This is a genomic window from Stenotrophomonas sp. ESTM1D_MKCIP4_1 (assembly GCF_003086895.1).
Lineage (GTDB): Bacteria > Pseudomonadota > Gammaproteobacteria > Xanthomonadales > Xanthomonadaceae > Stenotrophomonas.
Map to the genome: position 1 here is coordinate 3,397,058 of NZ_CP026004.1, position 18,967 is coordinate 3,416,024.

General features: G+C 66.7%; 14 protein-coding genes. 6 read left to right on the top strand and 8 right to left on the bottom strand.

Annotation, left to right across the window (positions count from 1 at the left end; translation table 11 throughout):
• Window positions 1–28 precede the first annotated feature (28 nt).
• The 3 genes from C1924_RS15525 (at window position 29) to C1924_RS15535 (ending at window position 4,853) form a co-directional block, all read left to right on the top strand.
• Window positions 29–1,810, top strand: coding sequence for a glycoside hydrolase family 15 protein (locus tag C1924_RS15525; protein WP_108767089.1), 1,782 nt, complete (start codon window positions 29–31; stop codon window positions 1,808–1,810).
• Window positions 1,807–3,171 carry an alpha,alpha-trehalose-phosphate synthase (UDP-forming) gene (gene otsA, locus C1924_RS15530; RefSeq protein WP_108766102.1) on the top strand — a complete coding sequence of 455 codons (1,365 nt, stop codon included), beginning with the start codon at window positions 1,807–1,809 and terminating at the stop codon, window positions 3,169–3,171. The genes C1924_RS15525 and otsA overlap by 4 nt, the downstream gene beginning before the upstream one ends.
• A 380-nt stretch (window positions 3,172–3,551) precedes the next feature.
• Complete coding sequence (locus tag C1924_RS15535; protein ID WP_108766103.1) at window positions 3,552–4,853, top strand: OmpA family protein; 1,302 nt, start codon at window positions 3,552–3,554, stop codon at window positions 4,851–4,853.
• Window positions 4,854–4,909: 56 nt separating this feature from the next.
• Here the strand turns inward: C1924_RS15535 and C1924_RS15540 are convergent, their stop codons facing one another.
• The 3 genes from C1924_RS15540 to rluD all read right to left on the bottom strand — a co-directional run bounded on the left by C1924_RS15540 (window position 4,910) and on the right by rluD (window position 7,199).
• Window positions 4,910–5,332 (bottom strand): thiol-disulfide oxidoreductase DCC family protein, encoded by a 423-nt coding sequence (locus C1924_RS15540; RefSeq protein ID WP_108766104.1) that lies wholly within the window; start codon window positions 5,330–5,332, stop codon window positions 4,910–4,912.
• Between the two features lie 110 nt (window positions 5,333–5,442).
• Window positions 5,443–6,210 (bottom strand): peptidoglycan editing factor PgeF, encoded by a 768-nt coding sequence (pgeF, locus tag C1924_RS15545; protein ID WP_108766105.1) that lies wholly within the window; start codon window positions 6,208–6,210, stop codon window positions 5,443–5,445.
• On the bottom strand, window positions 6,210–7,199 hold the full coding sequence (rluD, locus tag C1924_RS15550; protein ID WP_108766106.1) for a 23S rRNA pseudouridine(1911/1915/1917) synthase RluD: 990 nt from the start codon (window positions 7,197–7,199) through the stop codon (window positions 6,210–6,212). Before rluD ends, pgeF begins: the two co-directional genes overlap by 1 nt.
• A 113-nt stretch (window positions 7,200–7,312) precedes the next feature.
• Here rluD and C1924_RS15555 point away from each other — a divergent pair, with 113 nt between their 5' ends.
• Entirely contained in the window at window positions 7,313–8,200 is an 888-nt protein-coding gene (locus tag C1924_RS15555; protein ID WP_108766107.1) for an outer membrane protein assembly factor BamD, read from the top strand.
• A gap of 259 nt (window positions 8,201–8,459) precedes the next feature.
• Here C1924_RS15555 and C1924_RS15560 read toward each other — a convergent pair whose 3' ends face one another.
• The 3 genes from C1924_RS15560 to sucC form a co-directional block, all read right to left on the bottom strand.
• Window positions 8,460–10,094 carry an NAD+ synthase gene (locus C1924_RS15560; RefSeq protein WP_108766108.1) on the bottom strand — a complete coding sequence of 545 codons (1,635 nt, stop codon included), beginning with the start codon at window positions 10,092–10,094 and terminating at the stop codon, window positions 8,460–8,462.
• 208 nt (window positions 10,095–10,302) lie between these two features.
• On the bottom strand, window positions 10,303–11,178 hold the full coding sequence (sucD, locus tag C1924_RS15565) for a succinate--CoA ligase subunit alpha (RefSeq protein WP_108766109.1): 876 nt from the start codon (window positions 11,176–11,178) through the stop codon (window positions 10,303–10,305).
• Window positions 11,179–11,199: 21 nt separating this feature from the next.
• Window positions 11,200–12,369 (bottom strand): ADP-forming succinate--CoA ligase subunit beta, encoded by a 1,170-nt coding sequence (gene sucC / locus C1924_RS15570; RefSeq protein ID WP_108766110.1) that lies wholly within the window; start codon window positions 12,367–12,369, stop codon window positions 11,200–11,202.
• A 383-nt stretch (window positions 12,370–12,752) separates the two neighbouring features.
• On the opposite strand from sucC, the gene C1924_RS15575 reads away from it, so the two are divergent.
• Both C1924_RS15575 and C1924_RS15580 read left to right on the top strand, forming a co-directional pair.
• On the top strand, window positions 12,753–14,366 hold the full coding sequence (locus C1924_RS15575; RefSeq protein WP_108766111.1) for an ATP-binding protein: 1,614 nt from the start codon (window positions 12,753–12,755) through the stop codon (window positions 14,364–14,366).
• 54 nt (window positions 14,367–14,420) lie between these two features.
• Window positions 14,421–15,794 carry a sigma-54 dependent transcriptional regulator gene (locus C1924_RS15580; RefSeq protein WP_108766112.1) on the top strand — a complete coding sequence of 458 codons (1,374 nt, stop codon included), beginning with the start codon at window positions 14,421–14,423 and terminating at the stop codon, window positions 15,792–15,794.
• A gap of 326 nt (window positions 15,795–16,120) precedes the next feature.
• Here C1924_RS15580 and pilB read toward each other — a convergent pair whose 3' ends face one another.
• Entirely contained in the window at window positions 16,121–17,848 is a 1,728-nt protein-coding gene (gene pilB, locus C1924_RS15585; protein ID WP_108766113.1) for a type IV-A pilus assembly ATPase PilB, read from the bottom strand.
• Window positions 17,849–17,961: 113 nt separating this feature from the next.
• Complete coding sequence (gene galE, locus C1924_RS15590) at window positions 17,962–18,939, bottom strand: UDP-glucose 4-epimerase GalE (protein WP_108766114.1); 978 nt, start codon at window positions 18,937–18,939, stop codon at window positions 17,962–17,964.
• Window positions 18,940–18,967 lie beyond the last annotated feature (28 nt).

Consider the following 18,967-nt stretch of genomic DNA (forward strand, 5'->3'; position numbering starts at 1 on the left):
CACGGCCGCAACCGAGATGTACCGCGTGATGACCCAACCCGATCTTGATCTGGGCGTGGTCGGCAACGGCAGCTTCGGCGCCCTGGTCGACAAACATGCCCGCGTTGTCTGGAGCTGCCTGCCCACCTTCGACGGCGATCCCACCTTCTGCGCCCTGCTGGGGCCCAACCAGCAGACCGGCGGCGACTTCGCCATCGAGCTGGAGGATTTCGCCAGCAGCGAGCAGGAGTACCTGACCAACACCGCGATCCTGCGCACCGTGCTGCACGACCACCACGGCGGTTCGCTGGAAATCCTCGACTTCGCCCCACGCTGGCGCCAGAACGACCGCTTCTATCGCCCGGTCAGCCTGATCCGCCAGGTACGGCCACTGACCGGCAGCCCGCGCATCACCGTGCTGGCGCGCCCGCTGGCCGACTGGGGCGCACGCGTGCCCGAATCGACCTGGGGCAGCAACCACGTGCGCTGGATCCTGCCCGAGCATGTGCTGCGGCTGACCACCGACGTGCCCGTGCGCATGGTGCGCGATGGCCTGCCGTTCGTGCTCAACCACCCCATTCATCTGATCCTGGGGGTGGACGAATCGCTCAACCGCTCCATCAGCGGCTACGTGCAGGAAGCCTTCCAGCGCACCCGCGATTACTGGCGCGAGTGGGTGCGCTACCTGTCCATTCCGCTGGAATGGCAGGATGCGGTCATCCGCAGTGCGATCACCCTGAAGCTGTGCCAGTACGAGGACAGCGGCGCGATCATCGCGGCGATGACCACCTCCATTCCCGAGGCGCCCGGCAGCGTGCGCAACTGGGATTACCGCTACTGCTGGCTGCGCGATGCGGCCTTCGTGGTGCGCGCGTTGAACCGCCTCGGTGCCACCCGCACCATGGAGCAGTTCCTCGGCTACATCTTCAACCTGGCAACCACCGACGGCACGCTGCAGCCGCTGTACGGCATCGGCTTCGAGGCCAAGCTGGACGAGAACGAAGTGCCCAGCCTGTCCGGCTACCGCGGCATGGGCCCGGTGCGCCGCGGCAACCTGGCCTGGGTACAGCGCCAGCACGATGTCTACGGCAGCGTGGTGCTGGCCTCCACCCAGCTGTTCTTCGACCGCCGCCTGCAGGATCCGGGCGATGCACACACCTTCGCGCGACTGGAACCGCTGGGCGAGCAGGCCTTCGCCCTGCACGACGTGCCCGATGCCGGCCTGTGGGAATTCCGTGGGCGCACCGAAGTGCATACCTACACCAGCGCCATGTGCTGGGCCGCCTGCGACCGCCTGTGCAAGATCGCGGTGCGGCTGAAGCGCGACGACCGTGCGAACTACTGGCGCGAGCGTGCCGACAGCATCCATGCGCGCATCATGGCCGATGCCTGGAGCGATGAACTGGGCCATTTCACCGATACGTTCAATGGCCACCGGCTGGATGCCTCGCTGCTGCTGCTGGCCGACATCGGCTTCATCGATGCGCTGGATGCCCGCTTCGTCGCTACCGTCGAGGCCATCGGCCGCGATCTGAAGCATGGCAATTCGCTGTACCGTTACATCGCCCCGGATGATTTCGGCGAACCGGAAACCAGCTTCACCATCTGCACCTTCTGGTACATCGATGCACTGGCCGCGATCGGCCGCATGGATGAAGCGCGCGAGATGTTCGAGCTGCTGTTGAAGCAGCGCAACCACCTGGGCCTGCTCTCGGAAGACCTGGCCTTCGATGGTGGCGAAGCGTGGGGCAACTTCCCGCAGACCTATTCGCACGTCGGCCTGATCACCGCGGCCATGCGCCTGTCGCGTTCCTGGCAGGAGGCATCGTGAGCCGCTTGGTTGTTGTATCCAACCGGGTCGCCGTGCCGGGCGAAAGCCGCGCCGGAGGCCTGGCCGTCGGCCTGCTGGCCGCGCTGAAGGAGCGCGGCGGCATGTGGTTCGGCTGGAGCGGCAAGAACGCGAAAGATGCCAGCGGCACGCTGCACCAGCAGAAGGAAGGTGACATCGAGTACGTCACCATGGACCTGGCCAAGCGCGATGTGGATGGCTACTACAACGGCTTCTCCAACCGCACGCTGTGGCCGCTGCTGCACTTCCGCCTGGACCTGGTCGACTACGACCGCGGCACCCGCGAGACCTACCACAAGGTCAATGCGCTGTTCGCCGACAAGCTCGCGCCACTGCTGCGCGAGGATGACATCGTCTGGATCCACGATTACCACCTGATTCCGCTGGGCGCGATGCTGCGCGAGCGCGGCATCGGCTGCAGGATCGGCTTCTTCCTGCATATCCCGATGCCGTCGGCCGACCTGCTGCAGGCCATGCCGGACCATCTGCGGCTGTTCTCGGCGCTCTATGCCTACGACCTCGTCGGCTTCCAGACCCAGCGCGACGCCGACCGTTTCCAGACCTACCTGCGCCTGTTCGGCGGTGGCCGCGTACTGGAAGACGGCCGGCTGGAAGCACCGGGCGGCCGCCGCTTCCGCGCGGCCGCCTTCCCGATCGGCATTGATACCGGACTCATCGCCCGCCAGGCGGCCACCGCCGCCAGCAAGGCGTCGGTGAAGGACCTGCGCAGCAGCCTGCGCAACCGCCAGCTGGCCATCGGCGTGGACCGCCTGGATTACTCCAAAGGCCTGCCCGAGCGCTTCCTTGGCTTTGAACGCTACCTGGAACGTCACCCCGACCAGCGCGGTTCCCTCACCTACCTGCAGATCGCCCCGGTATCACGTGGCGACGTGACCGAATACCGGCAGCTGCGCAGCCAGCTCGAGCAGATCGCCGGGCACATCAACGGCGGCCACGCCGAGCCCGACTGGACGCCGCTGCGCTACGTCAACCAGAACTTCACCCACGCCACGCTCACCGGCTTCTACCGCGCCGCAGCGGTGGGCCTGGTGACTCCGCTGCGCGATGGCATGAATCTGGTGGCCAAGGAATACGTGGCCTCGCAGGACCCTGAGGATCCTGGCGTGCTGGTGCTGTCCCTGCTGGCCGGCGCGGCCGACGAACTGAAGCAGGCGCTGCTGGTGAACCCGCACGACCTGGACGGCGTGGCCGATGCCATCGCCACCGCGGCGACCATGTCGCTGCGCCGACGCCAGGAACGCTGGCACGCGATGATGGACCACCTGCGCACCTACGACATCAACCACTGGCGCCGCAGTTATCTTGAGGCGCTTGAAGCGTAATTCCCCATTCACCTGCAACCTGACTGTGCATGCCGGGCGATTGCCCGGCTTTTTTTTGCACGCGCGGATCACCGCGCTGCGCCCTGCAGATTTGTCGTTTTCAGCACTATCGCAGTGCGCAGGATGCCGTCCATGCAACCCAGGTGAGCTGCGGCATCTGATGTCGCAATCAACCCGCTTTTTTCCGGAAGCCGCTTGCCCCAAGGCGTGCGCTCATCGCTGCGCCTCATCGAGATGCATCCATGGGCAAACGAAAGCCGAAGCAGCCCCGACATTTCATTTGTCGTTGACGCGATTTCCCCAGAGTGGCGCCCCCGAGGCCATCGCCCGCAGTTACCACACGTGCGCCTCGACGTACATCACATTTCTGGGAATTCTGCATGAGCGCTTACGACCGTTTCGTTGAAGAGGCTGCCACCCACCTGGAACTGGGGCATCGCTCCCGCTGGGTGATCGACGTACTTTCCGCATGGGTCACGTCCCATCCCGGTGGCCTGGACGGTCTGCAGCAGCGGTTCGAGGCGACAGGCCTGGCCGCACGCTTCCATTCCTGGCGGCACACCGGGCAGCTGCGCCAGCCCATCATTGCCAGCGAACTGGAACGTGCGTTGGGGACGCACACCCTGGCCCTGCTCGCCCATCGCTGCGGCATGTCAGCCGGCGCGTTCCGGGTGGTGGTCTGCCAGCTGCTGCCTGGCGTGATTGCCCTGGTGTCGACTGCCGCGGGGCCCTACCGCATGCCGGCAGCGCGGTCTGGCGGTGGCGTTGCGCCAGCCTGGCGCCGGCGGATGTCCGGCGCAGTGCCATCGCACGCCACGTACGGCATGGCCCTGCGCAGCCTGCTGTGGATCCTGGCCGCCCTCACCGTGCTCACCCTCACCACTTGGGTGCTGCTCAAGGCACGCACGCCGCTGTGGACGACGCAGGAGCTTTCCTACGATCACGCATCGCGTGTGTTCCTGCAGCAGGATGGCGAGCGGGTCCAGGTGCAGGGCAGCCTGCCCAGTGAATCCGACCGCAGGCGCCTGTGGAATGCCCTCAAGGCCATCCACGGCCAGCAGAACCTCAGCGGCGGCATCGCGCTCAACCCACGCGCGCAGCCGCCGCGCTGGCTGGACAGGCTGGTGAGCGATCTGCCGCACCTGCAGGGGGATGGCCTGCGCCTGGAGTTCGATGGACCGCAGCTGCGCATCGACACCACGGCCTTGGCCGACGCACAGCGACAGGCGATATCGCAGCGCCTGCGCCAGGATTTTCCTGCGTTGCAGATGCGCGGGCTGTGGGGGCCGGGGCTTGCCGCATTGGCGCAGCTGCCAGCCGATGCCGGCCACGCCGACCGCATGGCCGCGCTCAACCTCACGCGCCTGAAATTCCATCCAGGTTCGTCAGAGCTGACGGGTGATTCCTACGAGACGCTGGATGCGGTGGCTGCGACGCTGCGCAGCGCGACAGCCGGCACGCGGGTGGAAGTCGCGGCCCATACCGACAGCCACGGCGACGCCCGTTCCAACCAGCAGTTGAGCCAGCGGCAGGCCGATGCCGTGGTGCAGGCGCTGCAGGAACGCGGCGCACCTGCCGTGCTGGTGCCCGTGGGCTACGGCCAGGACCAGCCCATCGCCGACAACCGCAGCGATGCGGGGCGCGCACGCAACCGGCGCATCGCCTACCAGCTGCTGGAATGAGCCACCGCCGACTGTAGAGTCGAGCACGGCTCGACTCTACAAAAAACCGGCGGCCTTCAATCCAGGAACCTGGCCGCCTGTTCCGGGGTCGGCAGGTAGCAGGCGTCATGCCGGCCGAACCAGCGATAACGGTTGCGCGCCAGAGCGCGGTACGCCACGTCGCGCACACGGCGCGGCAGCACGCGCAGCAGGCCCGCCACGCGCCACACGCCGCCCAGACCCGTCAGCACGCGCAGGATCGCGTCCGTGTCGCTCCAAGCGCCCTGCGCATCCACCAGCAGGAAGGACAGGGGATCGTGCGGGTCCAGCCCGTTGGCACGCAGCAGCGCACTGCCCTGCGCACCCTGCATCGCCGCGAAGCGGTAGCGCCCCTGGCGGTCGAAGCGCAGCAGGAAACGCACCCAGCGGCTGCAGAGCGCGCAGACGCCATCGAAGACGATCACGGCCGAGGGATGGGGGTCAGAGGCTGCGCCAGCCATGGGGTCGGATCCCTTTTCGGCAGAAAAGGGCTCTGACCCCGCTCCGGTCATGGGGTCGGATCCCTTCCCGCCAGGGAAGGGCTCTGACCCCAGAGCACCGCCAGTCGGCTTCATGCCATCCACACCAGCGTGGCCATCCGCCCGGTGCGGCGGTCGCGGCGGTGCGAGTACAGGTCCGGGTCGGCCATGGTCGACACCGTGCCGCCGTGGATGTTCCCCGCATCCAGCCCGGCGGCCTGCAGCCGCTGCCGGGCCAGCGCAAACAGGTCCACCTTCCAGTGCCCCTCACGGGTGGCGATGAAGGCCGCAGCCGCGCCGGGGTCGTGGCCGACGAAGGCGTGGTAGACCTCTTCGCCAATCTCATAGTCCTGCGGGCCGGCCGCCGGGCCCAGCCAGGCGCGCAGCTGCGCGGGCGGGGTGTTCATGGCGGCCACCGTGTGTTCCAGCATGCCGTCAGCCAGGCCACGCCAGCCAGCATGCGCCGCGCCGATTTCGCTGCCGTCCGCCGCGGCGAACACCACCGGCAGGCAGTCGGCGGTGAGGATGGCCAGCACCACGCCGCGCACTGAGGTCACTGCGGCATCGGCCACCGGTTCGCTGGCACCGGCCACCGGCGCCGCGTCGAAACGCAGCACGGTGGTGCCGTGCACCTGGCGCAGCCAGTGCGGCGCCGAGGGCAGCGCCAGGCCCTGCTGCAGCAGCTGCCGGTTGTGCTCGACGTTGGCCGGGGTATCGCCATCGGCCGCGTGCCGGTTGCCCAGGTTGAACTGCGCGAACGGCGCCGGCGAGATGCCCGCGCCGTGCCGACGCGTGGTCAGCGCGTGGACGCCCGGGGGCGCCGGCCAGTCGGCCTGCAGCAGCGGCAGCGCGGCGTCCATCACCAGCGGTCCCGCTCGCGCTCGGCGAAGGCCGCGCTGTCCTCGCGCAGCACCTTCATCAGCTGCAGCATGTCCGCCGGCACCGGCGCCGTATTGCGTACCTGCTCACCGGTGATCGGGTGCACGAACTCCAGGGTCTCCGCGTGCAGGGCCTGGCGCTTGAAGCCGCGCAGGGCCGCGACCAGTTCATCGCTGGCGCCCTTGGGCAGCTTCAGCGCGCCGCCGTACAGCGGGTCGCCGATGATCGGGTGGCGGATGTGCGCCATGTGCACGCGGATCTGGTGCGTGCGGCCGGTTTCCAGGCGGCATTCCAGCGCGGTGTGCGCACGGAAACGCTCGCGCAGGCGGTAATGGGTGATCGCTTCCTTGCCGTCCTCGCGCACGCCCATCTTCAGGCGGTCGCGCGGGTGGCGGTCGATCGGGGCATCGGCGGTACCGCCCGCCACCATCGCGCCCATCACGATGGCCAGGTACTGGCGGTGCACGTCACGCGCGGCCAGCTGCTCGACCAGCGCGGTCTGCGCTTCCAGGGTGCGCGCCACGACCATCACGCCGCTGGTGTCCTTGTCCAGGCGGTGCACGATGCCCGCGCGCGGCAGCACCGCCACCGACGGGTCGCGGTACAGCAGCGCATTGACCAGGGTGCCGCTGTGGTTGCCGGCGCCCGGATGGACCACCAGGCCGACCGGCTTGTTGATCACCAGCAGGTGCTCGTCCTCGAACAGCACGTCCAGCGGGATGTCTTCCGGCTGGGCGTCGGTCTGGGTATCCAGCACCACGTTCAGGGTGACGGCCTCGCCACCGCGCAGCGGGTCGCGCGGCCGGGCCTGGGCACCATCCAGCAGCACATTGCCGGATTTGATCCATTCGGTCAGGCGCGACCGCGAGTATTCGGGGAACAGCTCGGCCACGACCGCGTCGAAACGACGGCCGGCGGAGGTGTCGGGGACGATGGCCTGGCGGGCCGATTCGGAGGGTTGTTCAGACATGGCAGGGGGGTATCTTCAAATTTTTGGGGTCCGGCCGACCGGTTTCAGTCGCTGGACAGGACACTAGGCTATCATCGACCCTTCGTATTCCAGACGCGTCCCGCCTTGACCCCATGATCCGACGCTCCTCCATGCTCTCCGCGCCCGTCCGCCTCACCGCCCTGCTGCTGGTGCTGGTCATCGCCGCCACCGGTTGCCATCGCGGCGCCAAGAAGGGTGATCGCCCCGATGAAGGAACGCCGGTCGAACAACTGTACGACAAGAGCCACAAGCTCATGCAGGGTGGCAACTGGAGCGGCGCCGAAGCCAGCTTCCGCCGCCTGGTGGCCCAGTACCCGTACGGCCCGTACACCGAACAGGCGATGATCGAAACCGCCTACGCGCAGTACAAGGCCGGCAAGCACGATGACGCGGTGTCCAGCATCGACCGCTTCATCCGTACCTACCCGACCCACCGCAACATCGCCTATCTGTACTACCTGCGCGGCCTGGCCAACTCCAACCGCAATACGGTTTTCCTGCGTCGCGTATGGTCACTGGACCCGAGCCGTCGCGATCTGTCCACCCCGCACCAGGCCTATTCGGACTTCAACATCGTTGTCGACCGTTACCCGAACAGCCGTTATGCCGCCGACGCGCGCCAGCGCATGATCGAGCTGCGTGATGTGTTCGCCCAGCACGAGCTGGACAACGCCCTGTACTACCTGCGTCGCGAGGCGTACGTTTCGGCCGCCGGCCGCGCCAACTTCCTGCTGGAAACCTACCCGCAGAGCGCGTTCCAGTACGACGCCGTGGCGGTGCTGGGCGAGGCCTACACCCACCTGGGCAACAAGACCCTGGCTGACGACGCCCGTCGCGTGCTGACCCTGAACCAGCCCCAGCACCCGTGGCTGGAAGGCAAGTGGCCGAAGTACCCGTGGATGATCCGCAAGCTGAACCCGTTTGCCGGCGAGAAGTCGGCCAGCACCGGCCAGCGCAACGCGCGGCTGGAAAAGAAGTAAGAAAAAGGGCCCCGCAAGGGGCCCTTCTTCTTTGGGACGATGGGAATGCCCCATCCACGCACGGCGTGGATAGCCCAGTAGATCCACGCCATGCGTGGATGACCCGGTAGATCCACGCCATGCGTGGATGACCCAGTAGATCCACGCCATGCGTGGATGACGGTAGATCCACGCCATGCGTGCATGGCCCGGTAGATCCACGCCATGCGTGGATGACCCGGTAGATCCACGCCATGCGTGGATGGCGCGATAGCGCCCCTCAGCTCTTGTACCCGTTGCTGATCGGATACCGCCGCTCACGCCCGAACGCCCGGCGCGACACCTTCGGGCCCGGCGCGGCCTGGTGCCGCTTCCACTCGCTGATGCGCACCAGGCGCAGCACGCGGTCGACCACGGCCGCGTCGTAGCCGGCCGCCACGATCTCCGTGCGCGACTGCTCCTGGTCCACATAGCGGTACAGAATGCCGTCCAGCACGTCGTAGGCCGGCAGCGAATCCTGGTCCAGCTGGTTGTCGCGCAGCTCGGCCGACGGCGGGCGGCTGATCACGGCCGGCGGGATCACCGGCGCGCCGCCGACGGTGTTGCGCCACTTGGACAGGCCGAACACTTCCGTCTTGTACAGGTCCTTCAGCGGCGCGTAGCCACCGCACATGTCGCCGTAGATGGTGGCGTAGCCCACCGCGTACTCGCTCTTGTTGCCGGTGGTCAGCAGCAGGCCGCCGAACTTGTTGGCCAGCGCCATCAGGATCACGCCACGGCTGCGCGACTGCAGGTTCTCTTCGGTCACATCCGGCGTGGTGCCCTCGAACATCGGCGCCAGCGACTCCATCAGGCCCTTGAAGGCCGGCTCGATGGAGACCGCCTCCAGCTTCACGCCCAGCGCCTGGCACTGCTCGGCCGCCAGGTCGTTGGACAGGCCTGCGGTGTAGCGCGACGGCAGGCGCACGGCGGTAACGTTCTCAGCGCCCATGGCGTCGACTGCCAGGGCCAGCACCAGTGCCGAGTCGATGCCGCCGGACAGGCCCAGCCACACCTTGCTGAAGCCGTTCTTGCGGCAGTAGTCCTGGATGCCGCGGGTCACCGCGCGCCAGGCCAGCGCGTCCATGCTCTCGTCACCATCGTCCATCCACACGTGCGGCAGGAAGCGGCGGGTCTGGCTGTCGTAGTCCACCACCAGCCATTGATCGACGAAGGCGGCCGCCGCCGGGTGCACCGTGCCGTCGCCATCCGCCACCACCGACGCGCCATCGAACACCAGCGCATCCTGGCCACCGACCACGTTGAGGTAGGCGATCGCCGCCCCGCTCTCACGGGTGCGTGCGGCCAGCACGGCATCACGCTGGGCATGCTTGCCCCGTTCGTACGGCGAGGCGTTGGGGACCACCACCAGCTGCGCACCTTCGCGCACGGTGTCGGCCATGGGCTCGGCAAACCACAGGTCCTCGCATATCAACAGGCCCACCGGCACGCCGTTGACGTCGAACACGCAGCTGCCGCCGTCCGGGTCCACATCGAAGTAGCGGCGTTCGTCGAACACCGCATAGTTGGGCAGCTCGCGCTTGCGGTAGGTACGCTCGATCAGGCCGTCACGCAGCACGCTGGCGGCGTTGTAGACCACTGCACCGGCCGCCTGCGGCCAGCCGACCACGGCGGTGATGCCGCGGCAGGCTGCGGCGATGCGGCCCATGGCCTGCTCGCACTCGTACAGGAAGCCTGGGCGCAGCAGCAGGTCCTCCGGCGGGTAACCGCTCACCGCCAGCTCGGGGAACATCACCAGCTCGGCGCCGTACTCCTCGCGCGCCTGGCCGATCATCTCGATGATGCGCTCGGTGTTGCCGGCGACATTGCCGACGGGGAAGTCGAACTGCGCCATCGCGATGCGGATCGAAGCCATGGGAATCCAGCCTGTGGTTGCAATGGCCCATTGTAGCGCCGCGCCAAGCGCTCGCCTGACCCTCCCCAGTAGATCCACGCCATGCGTGGATGGGCCGACCGGGACACCTCCAGACGCAGAAAAGCCGCCTGGAGGCGGCCTTTCTGTTTCAAGCAGTCGACTGACAGTCGACTCTACCAATCGCGCCGGCCGCAGGCCGGCAACAATCTTATTTGACCAGCTTGGCGATGGCGGCGCCCAGATCGCCCGGCGAGCGGACGGTGACAACACCGGCAGCTTCCATGGCGGCGAACTTGCCTTCCGCAGTGCCCTTGCCGCCCGAGGCGATCGCACCGGCGTGGCCCATGCGCTTGCCGGCCGGAGCCGACGCACCGGCGATGAAACCGACAACCGGCTTCTTCACGTGGTTCTTGATGTACTCGGCGCCGGCTTCTTCAGCGTCACCGCCGATTTCGCCGACCATGATGATGCCTTCGGTCTGCGGATCTTCGTTGAACAGCTTCAGGCAGTCGACGAAGTTCAGGCCGTTGATCGGGTCACCGCCGATGCCGATGCAGGTGGACTGGCCCAGGCCGACTTCGGTGGTCTGCTTGACCGCTTCATAGGTCAGGGTGCCCGAACGCGACACGATACCGATCTTGCCCGGCTTGTGGATGTGGCCCGGCATGATGCCGATCTTGCACTCACCCGGAGTGATGACGCCCGGGCAGTTCGGCCCGATCAGCACGGTGTCCGGATGCGAACGGGTCAGCACGTTCTTCACGCGCAGCATGTCCAGCACCGGAATGCCTTCGGTGATGCAGACGATGACCGTGATGCCGGCAGCAGCAGCTTCCAGGATCGCGTCAGCGGCGTACGGCGGCGGCACGTAGATGACCGAAGCGTTGGCGCCGGTGCTCTGCACGGCGTCGGCAACGGTGTTGAAGACCGGCAGGTCGATATGGGTGGTGCCACCCTTGCCCGGGGTCACGCCGCCCACAACCTGGGTGCCGTACTCGATCATCTGAGTGGCGTGGAAGGTGCCCTGCTGGCCGGTGAAGCCCTGCACGATCACCTTGGTGTTCTTGTTGATCAAAACAGACATTGGAATTCCTTGGTGTCGGTATCAGGCGGCGTTCTTGACAGCTTCAACGATCTTCTTGGCGCCATCGTTGATGTTGTCAGCCGGGATGATGGCCATGCCGCTGTCACGCAGCAGCTGCTTGCCTTCTTCCACGTTGGTGCCTTCCAGGCGCACCACGACCGGAACCTTGACGCCCACTTCCTTCACAGCGGCGATGATGCCTTCGGCAATCATGTCGCAGCGGACGATGCCGCCGAAGATGTTGACGAAGATGCCTTCGACCTTGTCCGAGGACAGGATCAGCTTGAAGGCTTCGATGACGCGCTGCTTGTTGGCGCCACCGCCCACGTCCAGGAAGTTCGCCGGCTCGCCGCCGTTGAGCTTGATGACGTCCATGGTGGCCATGGCCAGACCGGCGCCGTTCACCATGCAGCCGATGTTGCCGTCCATGGTGACGTAGTTGATGTCCAGTTCCGAAGCGATCACTTCGGTCGGATCTTCCTGGGTCTTGTCGCGCATGGCGACCAGGGCCTTCTGGCGGAAGGCGGCGTTGTCGTCGCTGTCGAACTTGCCGTCCAGCGCGTACAGGTTGCCGTCGTCCAGGATGGCCAGCGGGTTGATTTCAACCAGGGCCAGGTCCTTTTCGTTGAACAGGCGGTACAGGTTCACCATGATGCTGGCGAACTGGCCGGCCTGCTTGGCGGTCAGGCCCAGCTTGAAGCCGAAATCACGGCCGTGGTAGCCCTGCACGCCTTCGACGAAGTCGACGTTCAGCGAGTGGATCAGCTCCGGGGTTTCAGCGGCGACCTGCTCGATCTCCACGCCGCCTTCCGAAGAGGCGATGTAGGTGATGGTCTTGGTGCCACGGTCAACCAGCACCGACAGGTACAGTTCCTTGACGATCTCGCCGGCGGTGGTCACCAGCACCAGGTTGACCGGCAGTTCAACGCCTGCGGTCTGGTAGGTGGCCATCTTGGTGCCGAGCATCTTGGCCGCAGCGGCCTTCACGTCGTCAGTGGTCTTGCAGAACTTGACGCCGCCAGCCTTGCCGCGGCCGCCAGCGTGGATCTGCGCCTTGACCATCCAGGGGCCCTGGCCCAGGGAGTTGGCAGCATCGACTGCTTCGTCCGGGGTCGCCGCGACCTTGCCGGCCGGGACCGGGATGCCGTACTCGGCAAGCAGCTGTTTTGACTGGTATTCGTGGAAATTCATGCGTCACCGTGGGAATAGGAACGACCGCACGCAATTCCTCAGGGGCCCCGGCGGGGCGCCGGCATGGACCGCGGCGGGCCCACTATTGTGGCCGAGCCAGCGCCGGGGCGCAAAGAACCCGGTACAACGAGCCGGACCCGGGCAGATTTCCGCGTTCATTCAGACAGTTGCGCCGCCCCAGCGGAGTGCCCGGCGGGGACCGGGCCGCCCCGAGTGCGCAGGAAAGCAGCCTGCCGGAGGCCTGAAAACGGTCCCACGACGCGCCCGGCGGAGCCTATACTCGGTCCGGTAGCGTCGCATCCGATGATCGGGGGAACATCGGGTACGCTGCAGGCAACCGCCGCCAAAACCCAGTTCAAGGCAGCCAGAAGGGGAGTTCCGGCGTGTCACCCAGCGCTTCATTGATCGACCGCATCGAATCGATTCCACGGCGCGAGCTGTACTTCTTCGCGCTGTACCGCGTGCTGATCGCTTCGGTCATCGCCGCGCTGCTGTACAGCCCGCTGTCGGTGATGGTCGGTGAGGCACACCACCCGCGCCTGGCCTATCTGGTCGGGGCGTCCTATCTGGCACTCTCCTTGTTGCTGCTGGTGGTTGGCCGCAGCGAGCGCTGGCTGCTGCCCATCGTGGTGACCGGCGTGCTGCTGGACATCATTGCCGCCATCCTGCTGGCCCATGCCCTGCCCGGCGCCAGTGCCGGCATCTCGATGTCGCTGCTGTTCAACATCGCCGCTGCGGCCACCCTGCTGCCACTCAGCTGGGGCCTGCTGCTGGCCCTGGTGGCCAGCGTCGCCACCGCTGCCGAGTACCTCTGGAAGGTGCTGGAGGGCGGCGACCCCACCCGCACCTTGGCCGAACTGGCCATGTTCGCCACCAGCTACCTGGCCCTGGCCTTCATCAGCTACCAGGTCGGCAGCCGCGCGCGCCGCAACCAGCAGCTGGCCAACCAGCGCGGCGATGAAGTGGCCAACCTGTTCCAGATCAACGAACTGATCATCCGCCGCATGCGCACCGGGGTGATCGTCGTCGATGGCGACAACCGCATCACCCTGGCCAACGAAGCCGCCTCCCTGCTGCTGGGTGACAACGATGGCGTGGGCGAAACCGGGCAGCTGGATCTGGCCAGCATCGCCCCCGAACTGGCCCGGCGCCTGAGCCGCTGGCGCAACGGCTGGGCCCAGGAGGAACTGCCGCTGCAGCTCAACCCCGACCAGCCGGAAGTGCAGCCGCGCTTTGCCCGCCTGCTGGCCGGCAGCGAACTGGCCCTGGTTTTCCTGGACGATTCCAGCGTCGTCTCGCGCCGCGCCGAGTCGCTCACCCTCTCGGCCATGGGCCGCTTCTCGGCCAGCCTGGCGCATGAGATCCGCAACCCGCTGGCGGCCATCAACTACGCCGTGCAGCTGCTGGAAGAAGGCACCGGCTTCAACGAAAGCGATCGCCGCCTGCTGCAGATCATCCACCAGCAGTGCCAGCGCACGAACGGCATCGTTGAAAGCGTGCTGGGGCTGGCCCGGCGCGAGCGCGCCAATCCCGAAAACGTCGACCTGGCCGCCTTCGTGCGCCGCTTCGTGCTGGAGTACAAGCAGGGCCAGACGCTGGAAACAGACAGCATCGAACCGATCATCAACGACACCTCGGTACCGGCCCTGGTCGATACCCGCCACCTCTACCAGGTGCTTACCGTGCTGGTGCACAACGCGCTGAAGTACGGCCGCATCGGCGAACAGCCGGCGCGCGTGCGCCTGCGGGTGGCCCAGCACGAACGCAGCGCAGTGATCGATGTGATGGACCGTGGCCCCGGCATTCCCGAGGCGGTGGCCGCACAGCTGTTCCGCCCCTTCTTCACCACCTCCGAGCACGGCACCGGCCTGGGCCTGTACATCGCCCGCGAACTGTGCCGCGCCAACCAGGCCCGGCTGGATTACATCCCGGTCCCGGCCGGCGGCTCGTGCTTCCGCCTGGTCCTGCCCGGCCCTCACGCCCTGCTTCCGCATTGATCCGCCGCGTCAAACAATTGTCGCTTCCAGCCCCCTCGTTTATCTTCTCTGCCCATGAATGAAACCCGCAGCGCCCTCGTCGTCGACGACGAACGCGACATCCGCGAACTGCTGGTGCTGACCCTTGGCCGCATGGGCCTGCGCATCAGCACTGCCGCCAACCTCGCCGAAGCCCGCGAACTGCTGGCCAGCAACCCCTACGACCTGTGCATCACCGACATGCGGCTGCCCGACGGCAACGGCATCGAACTGGTCAGCGAGATTGCCCAGCATTACCCGCGCACGCCGGTGGCGATGATCACCGCGTTCGGCAGCATGGACCTGGCCGTGGAAGCACTGAAGGCCGGCGCCTTCGATTTCGTCAGCAAGCCGGTGGACATCGGCGTGCTGCGTGGGCTGGTCAAGCACGCCCTGGAACTCAACAACAGCGAACGGCCGGTCGCGGCGGCAGCCACCGAACAGGCTGGACGCCTGCTCGGCCATTCGCCGGCGATGGACGTGCTGCGCGCCACCATCGGCAAAGTCGCCCGCAGCCAGGCGCCGGTCTACATCCTGGGCGAATCCGGGGTGGGCAAGGAGCTGGTCGCGCGTACGATCCATGCGCAGGGTGCCCGTGCGGCGGGCCCGTTCATACCGGTCAACTGCGGCGCCATCCCGGCCGAGCTGATGGAAAGCGAGTTCTTCGGCCACCGCAAGGGCAGCTTCACTGGCGCCCATGCCGACAAGCCCGGCCTGTTCCAGGCCGCGCATGGTGGCACCCTGTTTCTGGATGAAGTGGCCGAGCTGCCCCTGCAGATGCAGGTCAAGCTGCTGCGCGCCATCCAGGAAAAGTCGGTGCGCGCCCTGGGCGCGGCCAACGAGGAACCGGTAGATGTGCGCATTCTTTCGGCCACCCACAAGGATCTGGCCGAACTTGTGGAGGATGGGCGCTTCCGCCACGATCTCTACTACCGTATCAACGTCATCGAACTGAAGGTGCCGCCGCTGCGCGAGCGCCGCCAGGACCTGCCGGACCTGGCCGGTTCCATCCTCTCGCGGCTGGCGCGCAGCCATGGCCGCAGCACCCCGCTGCTGGCGCCCTCGGCGCTGGACGCGCTCGCCCATTACGGCTTCCCGGGCAACGTGCGCGAACTGGAGAACATCCTCGAGCGCGCCCTGGCCCTGGCCGAGGAAGACCGCATCGGCGTCGACGACCTGCGCCTGCCGCAGCACGCCCCGCGTACGGCCGGAGGCCCTGCCGCCCCTGAAGCGGTGGTGGACCTGCAGCCGGGCAGCGCCGCCCTGCCCTCCTACATCGAGCAGCTCGAGCGCAGTGCGATCCAGCGTGCGCTGGAAGAGAACCGCTGGAACAAGACCCGCACCGCCGCGCAGCTGGGCATCACCTTCCGGGCGCTGCGCTACAAGCTGAAGAAGCTGGGAATGGAATGAAGCCGCGGTCGGATCCCTTTCCGCAGGAAAGGGCTCTGACCCCATCGGGAACCCCGCCATCCACGCATGGCGTGGATCTACCGGGGTCGGATCCCTTTCCGCAGGAAAGGGCTCTGACCCCATCGGGAACCCCGCCATCCACGCATGGCGTGGATCTACCGGGGTCGGATCCCTTTCCGCAGGAAAGGGCTCTGACCCCATCGGGATCGCGCCATCCACGCGTGGCGTGGATCTACCGGGGTCGGATCCCTTTCCGCAGGAAAGGGCTCTGACCCCATCGGCACCGCGCCATCCACGCGTGGCGTGGATCTACCGGGGCAACCGCATCAATCCTTGGTGACGCGGTTGATCTCGGCCAGGCTGGTCACGCCCGCCGCAGCCTTCTTCAGCGCCGACTGGCGCAGGTCATTCACCTTGATCGCCTGCGCTGCCTCGGCAATCTGCAGCGCATTGCCGCCGGCCAGGATGATCGTCGAGATCTCGTCGGTCATCGGCATCACCTGGTAGATACCGGTACGGCCCTTGTAGCCCTCGGTGCATTCATCGCAGCCCACCGCCTCGTACAGCTCGATACCCGCATCCAGCTGTTCCTGGGTGAAGCCTTCGGCCAGCAGCGCATGCGCGGGCAGGTTGGCCAGACGCTTGCAGTTGTTGCACAGCCGGCGCGCCAGGCGCTGGGCGATCACCAGCGTCACCGAGCTGGTGATGTTGTACGGCGCGATACCCATGTTCATCAGGCGCGCGATGGTCTGCGGCGCATCATTGGTATGCAGCGTGGACAGCACCATGTGGCCGGTCTGCGCCGCCTTGATCGCAATCTCGGCCGTTTCCAGGTCGCGGATTTCGCCGACCATGATGATGTCCGGATCCTGTCGCAGGAACGAGCGCAGTGCGGCGGCGAAGGTCATGCCGCGCTTGTTGTTCTGCTGCACCTGGTTGACGCCGGGCAGGCGGATTTCCACCGGGTCTTCGGCGGTGGAGATGTTGCGGGTTTCGTCGTTGAGGATGCCCAGCGCGGTATACAGCGACACCGTCTTGCCCGAACCGGTCGGGCCGGTCACCAGCACCATGCCGTAAGGCTTGTGGATCGCCTCCAGGAACAGCTTCTGCTGGTCCGGCTCGTAGCCCAGCTTGTCGATGCCCAGCTTGGCTGCGCTGCCATCGAGGATACGCAGCACCACCTTCTCGCCGAACAGCGTCGGCAGCGTGCTGACGCGGAAGTCGATCTGTTTGGTCTTGGACAGGTTCAGCTTGATGCGTCCGTCCTGCGGCACGCGCTTTTCGGCGATGTCCAGCTGCGCCATCACCTTCAGGCGCGCGGCGATACGCTGGTTCAACTTCACCGGCGCGCGCGCGACCATCTTCAACAGGCCGTCGATGCGCAGGCGCACGCGGTAATCATCTTCGTAGGGCTCGAAGTGGATGTCCGACGCGCCCTTGCGGATCGCATCGACCAGCACCTTGTTGACGAACTTCACCACCGGGGTGTCGTCGCCCTTGGCGTCAACACCACTGTCGGTCGACCCCATGTCCTCGTCGCCGCCGGAGATGTCGAGGTTGGCCATCGCCTCGTCATCACCGCCCAGCGAATCACCCAGCGTGTCATGGCTGGCGTGCCACTGCTCCAGCGTGCGCCGGATCTGGTCTTCGTCCACCAGGATCGGCTCCACCACCAGGTTGGTGTGGAACTTGATCTCATCCAGCGAATGGGTCGGATTGCTGGTGCCCACGAACAACCGGCCACCGCGTTTGAACAGCGGCAGCACGTTGTGCTTGCGCAGCAGCTCCTCGCTGACCAGCGTCATCGCGTTCTGGCTGCTGTCGAACGTGGACACGTCAAACAGCGGCATGCCGAACTCGACGGAATTGGCCGCCGCCAGCTGCGCGGGACTGACCAGCTTGTTCTGGGCGAACCAGGTGGGCAGCGGCTGCTTGGCGGCAGCGGCCTTGGCCATGGCATCCCGGGCGGCAGCCTCATCCAGCGCGCCATCCTGGACCAGGCGGCGGGCCAGGCCGGTGATGCCGACGAGATTGGCGGTGGTTACGGCGTTCATGCAATTCCTCTAGGGGGCCAGGCACCCCGCAGTCGGGGGCCACCTGTTCTACACAGTGTCAATATACTAACTCCGCCGCCCCGTGAAGGCATGAGAGGGGAACCGACGGCCGCCTAGAACGGCTGGTCGCGATGCCAGCGCCACGCGCTTTCCACGATGCCCCCCAGGCAACTCCAGCGGCGCTCCCAGTCCAGCACCTGCTTCGCCTTGGCGCTCGACGCCACCAGCCGCGGAGGGTCGCCGGGCCGGCGCCCTACCACCTCGTAGGGCACGGGTCGCCCCACCACCGCAGCCGCTGCCGCGATCACCTCCAGGACCGAGTCGCCGTGCTCGCTGCCCAGGTTGAAATCGTGGGCACCGGGAGCGCGCTCCAGCAGCTCCATCGCCAGCCCGTGCGCGCACGCCAGATCCTGGACATGCACGTAATCGCGGATGCAGGTGCCATCGGCAGTCGCGTAATCATTTCCGAACACCTTCAGCGGCGGCGCATGGCCACTCGCCGCCCTGAGTACATTCGGAATCAGGTGGGTCTCGCACGCATGTGCCTCCCCTATTCCATGCTCGGCCAATGCCCCGGCAGCATTGAAATAGCGCAGCACCACCGAGGACAGACCATAGGCTGCCCAGGCGTCCGCCAGCATGCGCTCCACCATAAGCTTGCTTGCACCGTAGGGACTCATTGGATGCATCGGCTGCAGTTCGTCGATCAGCGCCGATGAAGGCTGCCCGAACACGGCCGCCGTGGACGAGAACACCATCCGTCCCACCTGCCGCCGCTGCATTTCCCGAAGAAGGTTCAGCGTGCCGGTGACGTTGTTCTGGTAGGTCGCCAAGGGATCGGCCACCGACGCCGCCACAAGCGAGGTTGCGGCAAAGTGCATGACCACGTCATAGCGGCGCCCCTCGAAAGCCCGCGCCAGCGACGCCGGGTCCAGCAGGTCGGCCTGGATCAGCTCTCCCCATTTCACCGCTTCGCGGTGCCCCGTGGACAGATTGTCCAGCACCGTCACCGCATGGCCGCGCTCGGCCAGCCACTGCGACATGTGGCTGCCGATGTATCCGGCGCCGCCACAGACCAGGACATTCCACATTCGATCACCCCTGCATCTCATGGAAGAC